This window comes from Cystobacter fuscus DSM 2262 (genome assembly GCF_000335475.2).
GTDB lineage: Bacteria > Myxococcota > Myxococcia > Myxococcales > Myxococcaceae > Cystobacter > Cystobacter fuscus.
Window position 1 is genome coordinate 100,386 of record NZ_ANAH02000021.1, and the last position, 16,751, is coordinate 117,136.

14 protein-coding genes are annotated in these 16,751 nt (G+C 69.5%); 7 read left to right on the forward strand and 7 right to left on the reverse strand.

Going from position 1 to position 16,751, the window contains the following annotated elements; translation table 11 throughout:
* Positions 1-27 precede the first annotated feature (27 nt).
* Positions 28-1,047, reverse strand: coding sequence for a hypothetical protein (locus tag D187_RS30660; RefSeq protein ID WP_002643362.1), 1,020 nt, complete (start codon positions 1,045-1,047; stop codon positions 28-30).
* Between the two features lie 898 nt (positions 1,048-1,945).
* Here D187_RS30660 and D187_RS58895 point away from each other — a divergent pair.
* Both D187_RS58895 and D187_RS30670 read left to right on the forward strand, forming a co-directional pair.
* A complete protein-coding gene (locus tag D187_RS58895) occupies positions 1,946-2,938 on the forward strand; it encodes a dioxygenase family protein (protein WP_002643363.1) in 993 nt (330 codons plus the stop codon).
* Between the two features lie 63 nt (positions 2,939-3,001).
* Positions 3,002-3,538, forward strand: a complete 537-nt coding sequence (locus D187_RS30670; protein WP_002643364.1) for a GNAT family N-acetyltransferase — start codon at positions 3,002-3,004, stop codon at positions 3,536-3,538.
* Here the strand turns inward: D187_RS30670 and D187_RS30675 are convergent.
* The 5 genes from D187_RS30675 to D187_RS30695 all read right to left on the reverse strand — a co-directional run bounded on the left by D187_RS30675 (position 3,535) and on the right by D187_RS30695 (position 10,549).
* Positions 3,535-4,836, reverse strand: coding sequence for a hypothetical protein (locus D187_RS30675; protein ID WP_020918392.1), 1,302 nt, complete (start codon positions 4,834-4,836; stop codon positions 3,535-3,537). The two genes, D187_RS30670 and D187_RS30675, sit on opposite strands and share 4 nt — an antisense overlap.
* Positions 4,837-4,978: 142 nt before the next feature.
* Entirely contained in the window at positions 4,979-5,725 is a 747-nt protein-coding gene (locus tag D187_RS30680) for a DUF1338 domain-containing protein (RefSeq protein ID WP_002643366.1), read from the reverse strand.
* A 54-nt stretch (positions 5,726-5,779) separates the two neighbouring features.
* Positions 5,780-7,474, reverse strand: a complete 1,695-nt coding sequence (locus D187_RS30685) for an acyclic terpene utilization AtuA family protein (protein WP_002643367.1) — start codon at positions 7,472-7,474, stop codon at positions 5,780-5,782.
* 6 nt (positions 7,475-7,480) lie between these two features.
* The gene (locus D187_RS30690; RefSeq protein WP_002643368.1) at positions 7,481-9,766 is read right to left on the reverse strand and encodes a glutamine amidotransferase; all 2,286 of its coding nucleotides are present in this window, start codon (positions 9,764-9,766) and stop codon (positions 7,481-7,483) included.
* 24 nt (positions 9,767-9,790) lie between these two features.
* Entirely contained in the window at positions 9,791-10,549 is a 759-nt protein-coding gene (locus D187_RS30695; RefSeq protein WP_002643369.1) for a DUF4159 domain-containing protein, read from the reverse strand.
* A gap of 55 nt (positions 10,550-10,604) precedes the next feature.
* On the opposite strand from D187_RS30695, the gene D187_RS30700 reads away from it, so the two are divergent.
* From D187_RS30700 to D187_RS30715, 4 genes are all read left to right on the forward strand, one after another.
* Positions 10,605-10,865, forward strand: coding sequence for a hypothetical protein (locus D187_RS30700; RefSeq protein WP_043432171.1), 261 nt, complete (start codon positions 10,605-10,607; stop codon positions 10,863-10,865).
* Between the two features lie 9 nt (positions 10,866-10,874).
* A complete protein-coding gene (locus D187_RS30705) occupies positions 10,875-11,594 on the forward strand; it encodes a hypothetical protein (protein ID WP_002643371.1) in 720 nt (239 codons plus the stop codon).
* A gap of 84 nt (positions 11,595-11,678) precedes the next feature.
* Positions 11,679-12,554 (forward strand): hypothetical protein, encoded by an 876-nt coding sequence (locus tag D187_RS30710; RefSeq protein WP_002643372.1) that lies wholly within the window; start codon positions 11,679-11,681, stop codon positions 12,552-12,554.
* Positions 12,555-12,609: 55 nt separating this feature from the next.
* Positions 12,610-14,172, forward strand: coding sequence for a beta-ketoacyl synthase N-terminal-like domain-containing protein (locus D187_RS30715; protein WP_043432172.1), 1,563 nt, complete (start codon positions 12,610-12,612; stop codon positions 14,170-14,172).
* A gap of 10 nt (positions 14,173-14,182) precedes the next feature.
* Here the strand turns inward: D187_RS30715 and D187_RS30720 are convergent, their stop codons facing one another.
* A complete protein-coding gene (locus tag D187_RS30720) occupies positions 14,183-14,935 on the reverse strand; it encodes a DUF6683 family protein (protein WP_002643374.1) in 753 nt (250 codons plus the stop codon).
* Positions 14,936-15,099: 164 nt separating this feature from the next.
* Here D187_RS30720 and D187_RS30725 point away from each other — a divergent pair, with 164 nt between their 5' ends.
* Positions 15,100-16,650 (forward strand): MBL fold metallo-hydrolase, encoded by a 1,551-nt coding sequence (locus tag D187_RS30725; RefSeq protein ID WP_002643376.1) that lies wholly within the window; start codon positions 15,100-15,102, stop codon positions 16,648-16,650.
* Positions 16,651-16,751: the final 101 nt, after the last annotated feature.

Below are 16,751 nucleotides of genomic sequence, written 5' to 3' on the forward strand. Positions count from 1 at the left end.
GGTGGACATGGGGAAATAGGGTGTTCATCACGGCGTCGGGAGCTCATGATTCGGCAGGTTCAGAATCATGGCGAAGGTGCTGCGGTACTCAGCCACGACGCTCGCGCTGGCTTGGCGGGAAAGCACTTTGAGCACCCAGAGGCTCACCCCGCCGCGTGCGGCGCGGTAGGTCTGCGGGCTCACCCCAAAGCAGCGTATCGCCTCTTCCGTGGCAGCCTTGTCGCCCCGGATGCCTGGAGTGAAGTACGCTAGAGCAAAACACTTCCACCCGGTCCGGTGGTCGCACCCGGGGGGCATGGGCGGCAGCAGCACTTCCGGAGTGTGGCCCCAGGCCACCTCCTGGACGCACGTCTCGTACTCCTGTTCCACATCGTGCAGGAGCACGAGGAAGCGGAAGACGGCCATCGCCGTCTGCTTCGTCAAGATGACATTACAGGCGTTCCTCGAGAGCGGCTTCGCGCTCTGCTTCTGGAGGAGTTCGGCCCAGGCGGAAACATTGATTTTCCCGAGCAGGGCCAGTTCCAGCAGCATCGTCGCCTGAGGGCGCGACAGCTCGTACAGCCTCAGCAGCTTGCTGTCGGCCCGCGCAAGCCCGAGGGTCTCTCCCAAGTAGCACTTCCGCTCGGCGGCATGTGTCGCACACGGGGAGACCTCAAGGTCATCGCCCACGCCCAACTCCTCCCCGGTGTCCCCGACAGCCGTAGAAAGGAGGTTGTTCCTGCGACTCGCCGCCTTGTGCAGGGCATTGGCGTACATCCAGTAGAGTGCGCCGAAGTTGGGAACCTCCGCCTTTCGCCCAAGACAGGGCTGAAGGCTGTTCAGCAGGATCTTATAGAACTCTCCCACCAGGTCATCTAGGTCCGCGGGCTCGGCACAAAGAGCCGGGAACCGTCGCGTCACCACAAGCTCGACCTTCTTCCGGTCTGGCAGCCAGCCGTGCGCCTCATCTTTGAGCGGGGAGCCCGGCGTCCCGGGAGTCTTCCCGTCGCCGGACGGAGACAGGTGTGCCGAAAGCCAGAGGTGTGCCTTATCGGCCATGCCCAGCAAGATGGGTCTCCAACTATTGACCGATGCCATGGTCGCTCCAGCAGGAAAGGGGGGTCAACAACCCCGTTGAAGGAAGAAGTCCAACAAACTCTTCTCTTTTTCGGAGACCAACGTCATTTCTGATTTTCAACTGCTCCAGTCAGCAGGTCAGCCTCTTCACCATGCCTCCATCCCAGCCTTTGGGTCTGGCGCTTCCCTCCTCCAGCCCCACCGCGTGCTCTCGGGTGTTGGATGCCTGCATACTGGATCGCACCTCCCCCCTCGCATTCATTGCCCGGCGGACAGATAGGACCTTAGGTTTGCTCAATCAGCGGGTGGAATCGCTGGGCTTGGGCTGCGCGGTTCCTGCCCTCCCACGGGAAACCCGGAACGACGCATGCGCCTGCCCCGTTTTAGTGGCTCTTCCGCATTTTGTGTGATCGCCACTCAGGTTGCGAGCAGCATGTTACGGCACAGCAAACTTCTCGACTCACGAACCATGCAAAGTGCGGGAGAGCCGTTTTAACTGATCTCTCACTCTTTGTGTGAATCCCGCGCGCATTCGGATGGCTGCACGAGAGTATCTTGCCCATGAACCACATAAATAGCGGGAGAGCCACGTAATCAGGGAAGTCCACTCTCTGCCTGAGCGCCTCAAGCACACAAAGGGAGGAAGAGCCAATTTTGTGCCATTCCCCACTTCATGCGGTTCCTCGACGGCAGGCGCTTCAATCGTGCGAAGCACCGGGCCATTCCGGGTTCTCGCCTGCCTGCTTGATGCCGAAGGCCGTCCCCGGCTCTCCCCCTTCGGTCCCTCGCCCGCAACACTTCCTTAAGAAGTTGATGGGAGAGATGCCTGACGGCCGCGACGACACGCGGCACCGCACGGGATGGGCCCCGTGCCTGGGAGGCATCGACCATGAGTAGCGAGACCAAGACCAACAACCCCACGCCCGTCCTGACGCGCCGCAAGCTGCTCTACGGCATGGGGCTCGCCGCGGCGGCCGTCCCCCTCGGCCAGTTCCTCGCGGCCTGTGGTGCCGGCACCGATGGCTCGGGTACGGACACGACCGATCCCATGGACAGCGTCGTCGATCCCGGCGCCTGGGCGACCGGCGGCACCAAGGCGATGACCGCCCTGAGCAGCTACCCCGATCCGTTCGCCGCGGGACTGGGCACCGCGTGCTCACTGACGTGCGAGGCCACCCTGGGGCCCTGCTACGCCACCACCGTGCAGCGCGAGGACATCACCGAGGGCGAGGAGGGACTGCCCGTGCGCCTGGCCTTCCTCATCGTGGACGAGACGTGCAAGCCCATCCCCGGCGCGACCCTCGACATCTGGCACTGCGGTCCGGATGGGCTGTACTCGGGTGAGGACGCCAGCGACTTCTGCACCACCGGTGACACGCGGGCGCGCTCCGCTCGGTGGTACCGCGGCGTGCAGACGGCGGACGCGAACGGCCGCGTCAACTTCAACACCTGCTTCCCGGGCTGGTACAGCAGCCGCACCGTCCACATCCACTTCACGGTGCGCCTCAACAATCAGGAGTACGTGACGTCCCAGTTCGTCTTCGACGACGGCCTGGACGACGAGATCATCAACACCCAGCCGCTCTACAACACGCGCGGCTCGCGCGACACGACCAACGCGACCGACAACGTCGTCTCGGCCGAGAGCGCCCCCGAATACTCCTTCCAGACCAGGCGCATGGCGGACGGCGCGATGCTCGCCTGGAAGACGATCGTCATCCGCTCCTCGCTCTCCAACGCCTCGTGCTCGGTCCCGGGTGGCGGTGGTGGCGGCGGCGGACCCCGCCCGCCCGGCGATGGCGGCATGGGTCCTCCTCCGGGTGGCCGGGATGGCGGCGGCATGGGTCCCCCTCCCGGTTGGGATGCCGGTACGCTCCCCTGACACACCTCCGTGGCCCGGGGGGAGCTATCCTCTGTTCCGGCCCCTCGCCCCACGGAACAGCCCTTGAGCCCGTCCTCCCTCCTCATCCGCCGCGCCGGACCCGATGACGCCGAAGCCTCGGCGAAGATCTCGGCGGCCACGTTCACCGAGACCTTCGGGCACCTCTACCCGCCCGAGGACCTGCACGCCTTCCTCACCGAGCACCATACGGTGGAAGCCCACCGCCGGGTGCTCGCGGACGAGGCCCAAGCCACCTGGCTCGTGGAAGCGGACGGAGAGCCGGTCGGCATCGCGCTGGCGGGGCCCTGCTCCCTCCCCCACCCCGAGGTGCGCGAGGAGGACGGGGAGCTCAAGCGGCTCTACCTGCTCGAGCGTGTCCAGAACGCCGGCCACGGGGCGCGGCTGTTCCGAACGGCAATCGACTGGCTCGAGCGCAACGGCCCGCGCACCCTGTGGATCGGCGTCTGGTCGGAGAACCATGGCGCCCAGCGCTTCTACGCACGCCATGGCTTCGTCCGGGTCGGCGAATACAAGTTCCCGGTCGGGCGCGTCCGGGACCATGAGTTCATCCTGCGGCGCGCCCCCCGGCCTCCCGCCTAGAAGGTCAGCAGCGCGCCCGTCTCGATGCCCATCGCGGTGCGGGCCGCCCCGGTGCGGGGCACGTCCACGTCCTGCAACCGGAAGCGCGAGCGGAAGAGGAAGCCCTCCAGCACGAAGGCCACCTGGCGCAGGGGCCTGAACTCGTAACCCAGGCGCACCGAGCCGTTGTGTTGCAGGCCCGGCCCGGTGCCCGAGAGCGTGGCGGTGCTGAAGGCCGGAGGCTCGCCCGTGGTGGGCCCCGAGTAACCGTAGGAAGGCACCACCTTCTCCGGGTCCAACACCCGCTGATAGCCCGCCATCCCGTAGACGGCGTGGGGGCCCGCGATGAGCTGGCGCACGGAGATGAAGCCACCCACTTCCCGCATGTCCTCCGCGAGGCGCCCCTGCGCCAGCGTCAGCAGGCCCAGGTTGGCGGAGTTCTGCCCGGCATTGAGCTCCACCCGCACGTTGGTGTTCGCGGTGGGCGACAGCTCGGAGAAGAGCGAGACGGAGACGGCGGCGCCAAAACGCTCATCCGCCTGGCCCAGGTTGAAGGGCACCCGCGTGGCGATGGCCGAGGCCCCCACCCGGCTCTTGCCGAACTTGTAGGCACCGCGCACCGCCAGGGTGGGCGTGAAGGCCAGCTCGAAGGCCGCGTCCTTCGCCGTGTTGTTCGGCGCGGGGAACCCCAACGCCGCCCCCAGCTCGAGCGACGGGGTCGCGTAGAGGTACTTCACCTGCTGGCGCATGAAGGCCGTGTTGCCACCCAGGAAGAGCGCGCCCACCAGGTTGATGCCGTGCGGGTTGAGCGGCGCATGCAGATCCCAGTCCTGCCCCAGTGACAAGACATGGTTGGGAGTGAAGGCATAATCCACCCGCGCGATGCGCACGCGGGGCAGGCTCGCCACGGTGGGCGTGGCCTTGGCGAAGTCCACGAAATCGATTTCGAGCTGCGCGCGCGCGCGCCCCTTCTCGTTGAGCCAGAAGCCCACCCGGGACTGCGCCACCTGGAAGGAGTAGCGGGCCGAGTCCGGAGCGTTGGAGAAGACGGGGTTGCCCGCGGCGGTGATCGCCACCGCGTTGGGCTGGTTGTAGGACTCCACCGCGCCCGTGGCGGCCACCAGGCGAGGGTTGAAGGTGCCATAGAAGCGGAAGAGGTTCTCCTCCTCCGGGGTGGAGGGCGGAGGGGGAGGAGGCGGCGGTTGGGTGGCGGCGACCGGCGCCGTGGCCTCACTGGAGCCGGGCGTCTGGGCCAGCGCACCGGGGGCGGAGCAGAGACCCGCGGTAGCGAGCAATGCGACGATTCGAGCGTTCTTCATGACGTCTCCTGGTGGCACGAGGCGCGGGAGCATGCCGGACTCCCCTCGGGGGCCATCGCCCCGAAGGCTACCTGTCCTCCCTCTCCGTGGAGCAGGTTTCGCGCCGACGCACCGCGTCCAACGTCCGCGAGGTCCCCCGCGCTCAGCGCTTCGTCATGTCGAACAGGGCACGCGCCTGCGAGTCCAGGAAGCCATCGAAGCCGGGGGCCCGCTGGGCGATCTCGAAGTAGGCATAGGGCCAGGAGCGGGTGCGGCCATCCCGGAGCGTCACGGGGACGGGGGCCGCGTGGGTGGCCGTCTGGCGCAGATCTCCCCCCGGCGCTCCCTCGATGTCGCGCTTCATGGGCACACCCGCCTCGAGCATGCGCCGCTGCCACGCCTCCACGTCATCCACCGTGCCGGTGAAGTGGTTCACCTTGCGGCCGAAGGCGAGCAGCCACGCGCCGTATTGGGACTCCCGCTCCAGCGTGAGCAGCGCCGACTCCTCGGGCGCAGGGGGCGCGGAGAACCAATCGGCGAGCGCCTCGATGGACGTGGGGGCCGGAGGGTCCACGGGCAGCGCGGCCAGCAGGCGCTGGGCCTCGGTGGAGAGCTTCTCGGCGTGGAGCTCGGAGATGAAGACGCGGGGCAGCCCCTCCGGATGGGACATGTGGATGGCGGTCAGGTGCGTCTCGGGGAAGGAGTACTTCCCCGCCGGCTTCCAGCCGAAGCGCTCGAAGACGTGGACGAAGAGCGCGATGCCTCCGCCGGACCGGGCCAGCGAGCGCAGCGCGATGTGATCATTGCGGAAGCGTCCGCCGGACAGATCGGCGAAGGTGCGCGCGTAGGGAACCTCGGCGGCGTAGCGTTCCCACAGCAGATCCAACAGTCGGGTGGCGTCAGGGCTCATGGCCCGCTGTCATAGCCGCGAGCGGGGGCATGTCCCAAGCGGCCCGAAGTGCAATCAGAGGAGGACTTCGGGAACCTCGACATGGCGCGAGCGCAGCCACTCCCCGAGCGCCTTTCCTTGTGGATCGAAGCGCGTCGAGGACGACACGCCCTCGCCGAGCAGGCCGTCGATGACGAAGTTCAGCCCGCGCAACCGGGGGAAGAGATGCCTTTGGATGGGGAGGTCCCGGGTCTCGGGCAACAGATCGCGGAGCCGCTCCGGCGTGAGCGTATGCGCGAGCCACCGCCAGGCCTCATCCGTCCGGACCCAGAGGCCAATGTTCGCGGTGCCGCCCTTGTCTCCACTTCGCGCGGCGACGATCCGGCCGAGCGCCACCCGGCGCATGGGCCCCGGGGGCAGCGGCGCGGGAAGCGACGGGGCCTCCACCGCGGCGAGGGCCCACGTCTGTTCCGACGGAGGAATGCCCACCCGCGTCCCCTCCGGGAGGACGGCGACGTGCTCGACGAGCGCCGCGTCGACATAGGCCGGAGTGTAGACGCCATACGGCATGCCGTCCGTGGGAGGCGTCGTCATCGTGAAGCCCGGGTAGCTCGCCAGGGCGAGTTCGATGGCCGCCCCGCTGAAGGCACGCCCCACCTTCTTCTCGTCCGAGTCCTTCGCCACGACGCGCAGGAACGCGGCCGCCTGTTCTTCCGTGGAGGCATCCTCCCGATCGGTCCGCACGAGCGTCCAGTGCACCTCGCGGGGCTTCTTGGGGAGGGCGGCCTCGAGCTGCTCGCGCACCAGACGGGCCTTCTCTTCGATGTCGAGCCCCACGAGCACGAAGGTCATCTCGTTGCGGAAGCCGCCCAGGCTGTTCAGGCAGACCTTCAGGGAGGGAGGAGGCGGCTCGCCACGCACCCCGGAGATGCGCACGCGATCGCCCCCCACGGCGGAGAGCTCCACGGTGTCGAAGCGCGCCGTCACATCGGGGCCCGCGTACCGGGCACCCTCGATTTCGTAGAGCAGCTGCGCGGTCACCGTATCGACGGACACCGCGCCCCCCGAGCCCTCGTGTTTGGTGATGATGGACGAGCCGTCAGCGTGAAGCTCCGCGAGGGGGAAGCCGGGGCGGCGCGCGTCGATCTCCGTGAAGAAGGAGTAGTTGCCCCCCGTGGCCTGGGCACCGCACTCGAGCACGTGCCCAGCGGCCTGGGCGCCCGCGAGGCAATCCCAATCATCGCGCCGCCAGCCGAAGTGCGCGGCCGCCGGTCCCACGACGAGCGAGGCATCCGTCACTCGTCCGGTGACGACGATGTCGGCCCCCGCGCGCAGGCACTCGGCGATTCCCCACGCGCCCAGGTAGGCGTTCGCCGTGAGCGGCGTGCCCAGCCCGAGCGCCCCGGCACGGGCCAGGAGTTCATCTCCCTCGACGTGCGCCACCCGGACCTGGAGGCCCAGCCGCTCGGCGAGGGCCCGGAGCGCGGTCGCGAGCCCCGCGGGGTTCAACCCTCCGGCGTTCGTGACGATCTTCACCCGCTTCTCGACGGCGAGCGCCAGGCACTGCTCCATCTGACGGAGGAAGGTCTTGGCGAAGCCGCCATTGGCATCCTTCAGCCGATCCCGGCCGAGGATGAGCATCGTCAGCTCGGCGAGGTAGTCGCCCGTGAGGACGTCGAGCTGTCCCCCCTCGAGCATCTCGCGGAAGGCGGAGAAGCGATCACCGTAGAAACCCGAGGCATTGCCGACACGAAGGGGGGAGGCGCTCATGCCCCCCTAGACATAGCCGAAGCGGCGGCGCAGGAACCACTCGGCCCCCATCAACCCCACGAGCGCCACGAGGTAGTACCAGCGATCCCACAGCGGCTTGTCCTTCGCCCGGCCCACCTCCACCACCGGCGGATCCAACAGCGGCACATCGTCCGGCAGGCCACTCATGGGCAGCCGGTATGACTTGCCCCCGGTGTACTTGGCGATCTGCTCCATCAGCTCCGGCCGCACCGAGGCGTCCGACAACTCCGGGCCCACCGCGCGCACCGCCACCGCGTCCTCGCCCCGGCCCAGGTCCGTCTCGCCCTTCTTCGCCGTGGCCACCAGCTTGTACGGCCCGGGGGCGGGCGGAGGGAACTCCAGCCGCACCACGCCATCCGCCCCCGTCTGGCCCGTCTGCACCGCCACCGGCTTCTGCGTGTCCACCGACACCAGTTCCACCCGCACCTGGGCATCCTGTGCCGGCTGGTAGTCCGACGTGCGCGACGCCACCACCACGCCCACGGGCCGGCCCGGCTCCACCGAGGGAGGATCCGCCGTCACGTTGAGCGTGGTCAGGTCCGGGTCGCGCACCAGCCAACGCAGCGCGTTGCCCCAGAAGCGATCATAGGTGCGGCTGGGCGAGCCCTCCTTGTGCGCGGTGAAGGCCCAGTACCAGCTCGCGTCCGTGGCCAGCACCATCGCCCGGCCCCGGCCGTAGTCCCACACGGCCACCAGCGGCGCGTTCTTCCCGTCCGTCGTGAGGAAGGGATGGTCCATGAGCACCGTCGCCCCCGGCTTGGCGCGCGTCAGGTTGGCGCCCGGAATGGCGGGCAGCTCCGCCCACGCCGACTCCGTGCTCGTGCCCCCCGAGGCCATCGCCGTCACCGGGTGGCGCATCCCCTCGGGCGTCAACCGCGCCTTGAAGGAATCGACGTTGGCCGGGCCCGCGCCCTCCAGCGGCAGCGCCTCGTAGAGCGTGGGCATGTTCGCCCGGCCCTCGCCCAGCACGCTGTCGCCGCCGATCATCACCAGCGCGCCGCCGTTGTGCACGTAGCGCTCGAGGTTGCGCTCGTACTGGGCGATGGACAGCGACGAGTCCGAGTAGCCGAAGTTCTGGAAGATGACGACGTCGAAGGTGTCCAGCTTCGTGTCGAAGATCTCCTCCATGGGGAAGGGGATGAGCGACAGCTCGCGCTCCTGGCTCACCACGCCCGGATCATCGGACATGGTGCGCAGGATGTAGAAGGACACCATGTCCACGTTGGCGTCCTGGCGCAGCAGGCCGCGCAGGAAGCGCTCGTCCCACGAGGGCTTGCCCACCACCAGCAGCACGCGCACCCGGTCGCGGATGACCTTGAGCACGAAGGAGCGCGTGTTGTTGTCGCCCACCGCCTCGTCCGGGTACACCGGCACGCTCACGGTGTAGACGAAGCGGCCCGTCTGGTCCGGTGTGAAGGTGAAGCCAATGGGCTTCACGTCGTCCGAGGAGTCGAAGCGCACGGACTTGCTCGCCACCACCTTGCCTTCCTGCTTGAGCACCACCGGCACGTCCTGGCCGGAGAAGCCCCGGCCGTGCACCTCCACCTCCACGGTGAGCGAGTTGCGCACGAAGGCGAAGTCATCCACCTTCACCCGCTCGACGGCCAGGTCCTTGAGCGCCTCCTGGCCCACCACGAAGGTGGACACCGGCACGTTCAGGTCCGCGAGCGCCGCGCGCGCCCGGCCCACCACGCCATTGGCCAACTCCACGTTGTCCGCGCCATCGCTCAAGAGCAGCACGCCGCCGAGCTTCTTGGCCCCCTGCGCCCCCGCGCCCGCCGAGCGCAGGGCCGACAGCAGGTCGGACGTGCCCGCGCGCGCCGGCTCCTTGGTGAGCGTCTCGGCGGTGACGGGCGCCAGTTCCGGGTCGAAGCCGTACAGTTCCACCGTGTAGCGGTCCTGGAGCGCCGCCAGTCCCGACGCGGCCCCCTCCAGGAAGGCGGCCGCCTGGGCCGAGCGCGTCACGCCCCCGGGCTCCACCGGGAAGTTCATGGAGGCCGAGCGGTCCACCAGCACCGCCAGCCGGTTCTTCATCCGCGCCACCTGGAGGTTGCGAATGCCGGGCTCGAGCAGGAAGAAGAGCGCCGCGACGCCCGCGCCCAGACGCAGGCCCCAGAGCGCCCAGCGCCGCGCCCGCGCGGGCTCGCGCCGCACGCCCCACGCCGCCAGTCCCACGCCGAGCGCCACGCCCACCCCCAGCAGCACCAGCACCCACACGGGCAGCGGCGAGAGGCTGACGAGCTTCCAGGCATTGAAGGGAGTGGAGTCCATGAATGACAGTCGAAGTCCCGCGCTTCAGCGGCGCTTGTTGAGGATGAGCGGCAGGTGGACGGCGTCGTCCTTGTAGTCCAGGCAGAGCGCGTACATGCAGAGATTGATGCCCAGGCGCACCGCCAGCTCGCGCTGGGGCTCGCCCCCGGGCGTGACGTCGAACTCGTAGTCGCCCAGCTCGCCGCGGCTCCACGCCCCCGCCAGATCGTTCTGCGAGTACATCACCGCCGCGCGCTTGCCCACCATGGCCGCCTCGAGCTGGGGCTTGTTGAGCACCCGGCCCGGAGCGGAATCCAGCAGGAAGAAGCTCTTGAAGACGACGTGGGTGGAGGGCACGGGGGTGAGCGGGCTGCGGGGCAGCACCCGGGCGATCTCCCGGCGGAAGCTCGCGTCGAAGCCCTCCCCGTCGCTGCCGTCATTGGCGTCCGCGAGCAGGAAGCCGCCAAAGGTGAGGTAGCGCCGCAGGTTCTCCACCTCCGCGGTGCTGAAGGGCGGAAAGCCCCCGTCCGCTCCCAGGTAGAGGAAGGGGTACTCGAAGATCTCCGGGCTGGAGAGGGCGAAGGGGCGGGCATCGGGCAGCACCTCCACGGAGGTACGCCGTTGCACCTCCCAGGAAATGCGCCGCAGACCAGACAGGCGGGCATCCCAGTGGCCTCCGTGCCGGGCCACCGCGGGGATGAAACGGCTCTTTTCTCCGAAGGCGGACGCACGTCCGGCCAGCAGCGGGACGAGCGCCGCGCTCCCGAACAGCAGGTGGCGACGGCTAAGGGGGCGCACGGGCATGGGGGACCTATATACCGTCGACGCGCCATCGCATTCCCCGCTATACAGGAGGGCCATGGCGAAAGGCGGACAGACGCCCAGGGAGCCCGTATCCCCCCGGATGCAGGCGGCGTGGAAGCTCAAGGAAGCCGGGGACGTGGTGGCCGCGCGGCATGCCGCCGAACGGCTCCTCGTCGAACCCTCTGCGCCCGAAGACCCGGCCCAGGCCGCGGAGCTGTTGCGCCGCGGCACCACTCCTCCCGCCCTCTATGGCTACGCGGCCCTGGCCGCCCTCTTCCTCGTGCTGCTCGTGGTCCTCGCCGCCACGCGCTACTAGGACATCGTCTTGGACGCCTACCTCGAGGCCCTCAAGGCCTACCAGAGCTTCAACCCCGCGGGCTGGGTGGCCCTCTACCGGGTGCTGCCCATGTGGGCCGGCATCGTGTGCGGCGTGCTGGGACTGATCCTCCTGCTGGCGGGGGGCGGTCGCCTGTTCCGCGTGCTGGCCGGCCCCATCGGGGCGTGCATCGCCCTGGGGTGGACGGGCCTGCTCATCACCCGCTTCTCCCTCGGGTGGACGGATCCGCGCCTGATCAACGCCATCGCCGCCGCGCTCACCCTCGTGGGGTTCCTCTTCCCACCCGTCATCGTCTACCTGGGCGTGGGCATCCCCTTGGGTCTGCTCGGCGGGGAGATCGCCGGACCCAACGACTTCGTCATCGGGTTCGCGCCGGGCCTCATCCTCGGAGGGCTCATCGGCGTGGTGCTCTACCGGCAGATGGCCGCCATCATCGCCTCGTGCTTCGGCGGGTGGCTGCTGGTCATCGGGGCCATGGCCGCCCTGCACCGCTTCACGGGCCTGGTGGGCGTCATGGCCAAGCAGCCCTGGGGCATCGTCATCGCCGCGGGCCTCTTCGCGCTCGCCGGCAGCATCTACCAGATCGCCGTGCGGCCCTCCCCCGAGGAAGCCGAGCGGCAGCGCGCCGAACGCCAGAAGCTCAAGCAGCGCAAGGCGGAACAGAAGGCCCTCGAGAAGCGTTGGAGCGTTCCCCGGGGCGGGGAGTAGGCCCTGGGACTCAGGCTTTACCTGCACCTGGGCCGCGCGTAGAGTCCGCGCCCCCTCACCCTCCCCCCGGGACGAGCGACACCGATGCGCCAGGCCAGACGCAAGGAGAAGAACGCCGAGACCAGGGAGCCCAGGCGCTCCGAGCCCCCGCCAGAGCCCACCCCGGGGCCTCACCAGGAGCCGGCCGCGGAGGCCCCGCCCGCCTGGAAGAAGCCCGAGGGACTGTCCCCCCGGGGATGGGCGGTGCTCGGCGCCGTGCTCGTCCTCCTGCAATTCCCCCTCATCCACTACGCCCTCTTCCGGGGCGAGCCCGCCACCACCACCCAGGTGCCCTACTCCCAGGACTTCTCGGATCCAGGCGTGGTGGCACGCGACTTCTTCTCCACGGGCGGCTTCTGGCGCGTGGTGAACGGCCAGCTGCTGTCGCCCGGCGTGAAGAACAACCCGCTGTGGCTCCAGGCGGCACTGCCCGCGGACGTGGCCGTCGAGTTCGACGTGCGCTCCGAGTCCCCCGAGGGCGACATCAAGGTGGAGCTCTTCGGCGATGGCTCCGACCACGCCTCCGGTTACATCTTCATCCACGGCGGGTGGAACAACACGCTGTCCATCATCGCGAGGCTGGACGAGCACGGCACGCCCCTGGACAAGCTCCAGCGCCAGGCTGAGCGCGTGGCGGAGCAGCGGGGCAGTCCGCAGCAGGCGGGCCTCGTGGAGACGGGCGTCTTGCGCGCCAGGACGCACATGCGCGTGGAAGCACGGCCCTATCCGGTGACGCAGGGGCAGACGTATCACTGGCGTATCGAGCGCAAGGGCTCGCTGCTACGCTGGAGCATCGACGGCAAGCCCTTCATGCAATTCGATGATCCCCTCCCCCTCGTGGGAAAGGGTCACGACCGCTTCGGGTTCTCCAGCTGGGAGGCCCAACTCTTCTTCGACAACCTGAAGATCGAGCCGCTGTAGCACCAGGAACCACTCCCAGCCACCCGCGGCGAATCAGGAATCAGGGGAACACAACGTGCGCAGAGTCGGAATCTTTGGCTGGGGAGTGGTCGCGCCCCGGTCCCGGAATATCGAGTCCTTCGAGAAGAACCTCGCGACGTCGGACAGCTGGCTGTCCGCGTTCAACGGCTTCGGTCCCAACAACTTCCTGGTGGGCAACCCGGACTTCGACTTCGCCGAGTACAAGCCGTGGGTGGACGCGCGCTTTCCCGCCACGCGCTTCGCCCAGCTCGACAAGAAGATGGGCATGCCCACGAAGATGGCGATCGGCTCCTTCATCCAGGCGCTGGGGCAGAACCCCGGGCTGGAGCAGGCGCTGCAGACGCTGGGGCCTCGCGCCCACGTCTACGTGGGCACCGGGCTCGGCGACCTGCCCACCATCCATGACATCACCCTGAACCTGCACCGCGCCCAACGCCGCTGGGATCGCTTCTGGGCGGCGCCCGAGCGCAACTCCGCCCTGCGCCACTGGCTGGAGACGCGCGAGCCCCTGCCCGGCCTGCCGCCCGAGCCCACCACGGTGGAGGAGAACGACCGGGACGTGGCCGAGGAGGCATGGTGGCACTTCTGGGCGGGCCAGTCGCCCGAGCTGCGCGAGTACCTCGCCGAGCAGAAGGAGATCGAGGGTCTGGGCGTGGAGAGCGGCAACGTGGAGGCCGCCAAGCTCGCCGTCATCAAGGAGAAGCGCACGCGCAACCAGCGCCTGCAGAAGAAGTGGGGCGCGCCCGAGCCGCCGTGGAACGCGGTGCCGGCGGAGATTTTGTGGAACATCCACAACATGCCCGCCTCGCAGATCTCCATCATGGGCAAGCTCACCGGCATGTCGTTCGCGCCCGTGGCGGCCTGCTCCTCGTTCGGCTACGGCCTGAAGCTGGCGCTCGACGCCATCCACCGCGGTGACGCGAAGGCGGTGGTGCTGGGCATGACGGATCCGCCGCCGCATCCGCTCGTGGTGGGCGGCTTCTACAACGCTCGCGTGGTGAGCGCGGACGGCGCCGTGTCCAAGCCCCTCACGCAGCTGCGCGGCACGCACGTGGCCGGCGGCTCGGTGGTGTGGATCCTCGGGGACCTGGAGCACTTCACCGCCCAGGGCTTCAAGCCGCTGGGCATGGAGCCGCTGAGCGTGGGCGTCACCTCGGACGCCGACCACATCATCACCCCCTCGAAGGAAGGCCCCACCGTGGCCATCCACGAGGCCCTGCGCCAGGCGGGCTTGAGCCCCGCGGACATGGGCAGCTGGGATTTGCACGCCACCGCCACCCCAGGGGACTACCTGGAGATGGAGACGCTGCGCGCGGTGCTGCCCGAGACGGTGCTCGTCACCGCGCGCAAGGGCACCTTCGGCCACGGCATGGGCGCCGGAGGCGGCTGGGAGCTGACGGCCCAGTACCTCGGCTACGCGCGCGGCCAGGTGTTCCCCACGCCCCTGAGCGAGGGCGAGCTCAACAAGGAGATCGGCCGCGTGCACGGGCGGTACGTGTTCGACGCGCCCGTGGCCTCGCCCCAGGGCTGCGCCGGCAAGCTGTCCATGGGCGTGGGCGGCATCAACGCCTGCGTCATCTCCCGCCCCTGGCGTTGAGGCGGGGCGCCTAGTTGATCCGCACCGAGTCGCCCTCGGTGCGCACCTGCTCGATGGACAGGCCCATGAGCCGCGTCAACAGCTCGCGCGCCAGCTCGCGCGCCGTGCGCTGCAGCGCCGGCTGGCGCGTGTCCCGCCCCTCCGTGTAGAGCCCGAGGATGATCGAGCCCGAGAGCACGGCGGACTCGTACAGCTCCTGCTTCTCCCGATCCGACAGCCGCTGCTCCTTGAGCCGCAGGGCGAAGCCGGCGTTGAGCTGCCGCAGCATGCTCTCGCGCTGCTCGGGGCTGAGCGCCCGGCCTTCCTTGAGCACGCTGTAGGCGGCGCCGAAGAGGAAGTTGAAGGAGCCCGCCAGGTTGTTCTTCAGGCGGAAATCATCATCGCGATCGAGCTGCTGCTCGTACTGCCTGAGCAGCAGCATCAGGGACGCCTCGAGCTGCCGGCGCTCCTCCTTGTCCAGGCCGGCAACGGCCTCCGCCACCCGCTTGGGCATGATGGGGTTGCCCACGGTGCGAAACGACGACACCGACAGCGGCAGCAACTCGGGGGGAATGGCCTCTTCCCCAGCGCGGCCCGACGACTTCTCGCGCGAGACGTCCTCGCGGCCCTTCCCCGGAAGGGAGAGCTTGAAGCCACCGCCCGCGAACACCCCGCTGTCGTACTCGCGGTAGGCACTCAGGGGCCGGGCAACCGCGGGCCACACCCCGCTGCCCAGGGCGCACACCGTCGCGAGGACGGCGACCTTCCTGTAAACACTTCTCATGCCCCCTCCGATGGCTGGAACACAGAATCCACCCGGCACCCACCTCCCATTCCAGCCCACGGTCCCGGTCTGGCGCGGAGCATCATCGGAAAGCGCGGGGTGGGCAAGCAGTCCGCTCGCCCTGCCCGCACCGGTATCATCGTCCTGGTAGAACCACGAACTTCATGCCGCTCTCCCTTCATCGCGGTGTCAGCCTCGCCGTGCTCGCCTCCGCCCGCACCGAGGCCGAGCACCATGAGGACCTGGGCTGCAGCATCCAGGGCCCCACCTCCCGCCCCGTGCGCCGGGCCCAGCTCGCGCTCAAGCAACAACTCGCGAAGCTCGGCCCCGAGCGCGCCCTGCGCGAGGCACGTGCCCTCGTCCGCTGGCTCGAGGACACGCCCCGCTACGCCGCGCTGTGCACCGGCGGCCGCCGCCGTCTGGGCCGACGCCCCGTGCGGCACGAGGTGCTCTTTCCCGACGCCACCCGGCACACGCCCCGCGTGCTGCACCTGCGCAAGGAGGAGCAGGGGCTCGACTTCCCCGTGAAGGCGCGCGAGTGGCCCGCGCTCGCCGAGCTCTTCGCGACGCTGGCACACGGAGCGACTCCCGCCGAGCTGCGGGCCCTGTCGGCGCTGCCCGCCGCGGGCGAGCTGCTCGCGGACCTGTCCGCCGCGGGCTGGCTCGTGCGCCACGAGGCGCCGGTGGAGGTGCCCACGCCGGGCGCGCTCTTCGTCGGCCACAACACCGTGCTGGTGGCGAGCGCCCAGGCGCGCGTCCTCGTGGACCCGTACTTCCGCCCCGCGCACCCGTTGGATGGGGCGGACTACCAGCCCATGCAGCCCAGGGACATCGGGCGGGTGGACGCGGTCGTCATCACCCACTCGCATGGGGACCACTTCCACCTGGGCTCGCTGCTGCACCTGCCGCGCGACATACGCATCTTCGTGCCCACGGTGGCGCGCGAGAGCCTCTTCTCCACCGACTGCGCCCTGCGGCTTCGGCAACTGGGCTACACCCGGGTGGAGCCGCTGCGCTGGGGCGAGGAGCGCCAGGTGGGGGACATCACCGTGCGCGCCCTGCCCTTCCACGGCGAGCAGCCCACGGATGGCGAGGGCCTGTACCCGGGGCTCTTCAACGAGGGGAACACGTGGCTCTTGCGCGCGCCGGGCTTCTCCGCGGCCTTCTTCGCCGACGCGGGGCATGACGTGCGCGGAGACATGGAGGGCGTGTGCCGCGCGCTGCGCGAGGAAGCGCCCGTGGACGTCCTCTTCTGCGGGGTGCGCGGCTTCCGGCTCGAGCCGCTCTTCTTCGGCTACACCACGCTGGACGCCTACCTCGTCGACGTGCCCGAGGACGCGCTCACCCGGCCCCAGCGGCTCATGGCCGGCCCCGAGGAGGCGCTGCGCTACGGCGAGCTGCTCGGCGCGCGCTACGTGGTGCCCTGCGCGGATGGCGGCGCCCCGTGGTACTGGCGCGAGGGCATGGGCCCGCGCTACCCCGGCTATCCGGGCGAGCCCGTGAGCGGCGCCAGCACCCGGGACGAGAACCCGGACGCGGACCCCTACCCCGAGCGGCTGGAAGAGGTGCGCCGGCGGGAGCGGCACGGGCCCCGTGCCCTGCTGCTGCGTCCCGGCGAGGCGCTGGCGTGGCGGGGCCGCAAGTCCCCCGAGCGCCTCCAGTACCCCGGCTTCCAGTGGCCCTTCGGCCCTCCTCCCGAGCCGGGAAACGGCTGAGCGCCGGGCCGAAGAGCGAGCACCCGAGCCTCGCGTTCCACTCTCCGTCCTGCACGCGCGGGGAAGCGGATGGACCTTGAAGCCTCGTCGGTCATTCGATT

Bases quoted from the DNA above. Each gene is read 5' to 3' on its own strand.
- D187_RS58895 (WP_002643363.1), top strand. From the start codon at position 1,946: ATGAGTAGCGAGACCAAGACCAACAACCCCACGCCCGTCCTGACGCGC.
- D187_RS30675 (WP_020918392.1), bottom strand. From the start codon at position 4,836: ATGAAGAACGCTCGAATCGTCGCATTGCTCGCTACCGCGGGTCTCTGC.
- D187_RS30680 (WP_002643366.1), bottom strand. From the start codon at position 5,725: ATGAGCCCTGACGCCACCCGACTGTTGGATCTGCTGTGGGAACGCTAC.
- D187_RS30685 (WP_002643367.1), bottom strand. From the start codon at position 7,474: ATGAGCGCCTCCCCCCTTCGTGTCGGCAATGCCTCGGGTTTCTACGGT.
- D187_RS30690 (WP_002643368.1), bottom strand. From the start codon at position 9,766: ATGGACTCCACTCCCTTCAATGCCTGGAAGCTCGTCAGCCTCTCGCCG.
- D187_RS30695 (WP_002643369.1), bottom strand. From the start codon at position 10,549: ATGCCCGTGCGCCCCCTTAGCCGTCGCCACCTGCTGTTCGGGAGCGCG.
- D187_RS30700 (WP_043432171.1), top strand. From the start codon at position 10,605: ATGGCGAAAGGCGGACAGACGCCCAGGGAGCCCGTATCCCCCCGGATG.
- D187_RS30710 (WP_002643372.1), top strand. From the start codon at position 11,679: ATGCGCCAGGCCAGACGCAAGGAGAAGAACGCCGAGACCAGGGAGCCC.
- D187_RS30720 (WP_002643374.1), bottom strand. From the start codon at position 14,935: ATGAGAAGTGTTTACAGGAAGGTCGCCGTCCTCGCGACGGTGTGCGCC.
- D187_RS30725 (WP_002643376.1), top strand. From the start codon at position 15,100: ATGCCGCTCTCCCTTCATCGCGGTGTCAGCCTCGCCGTGCTCGCCTCC.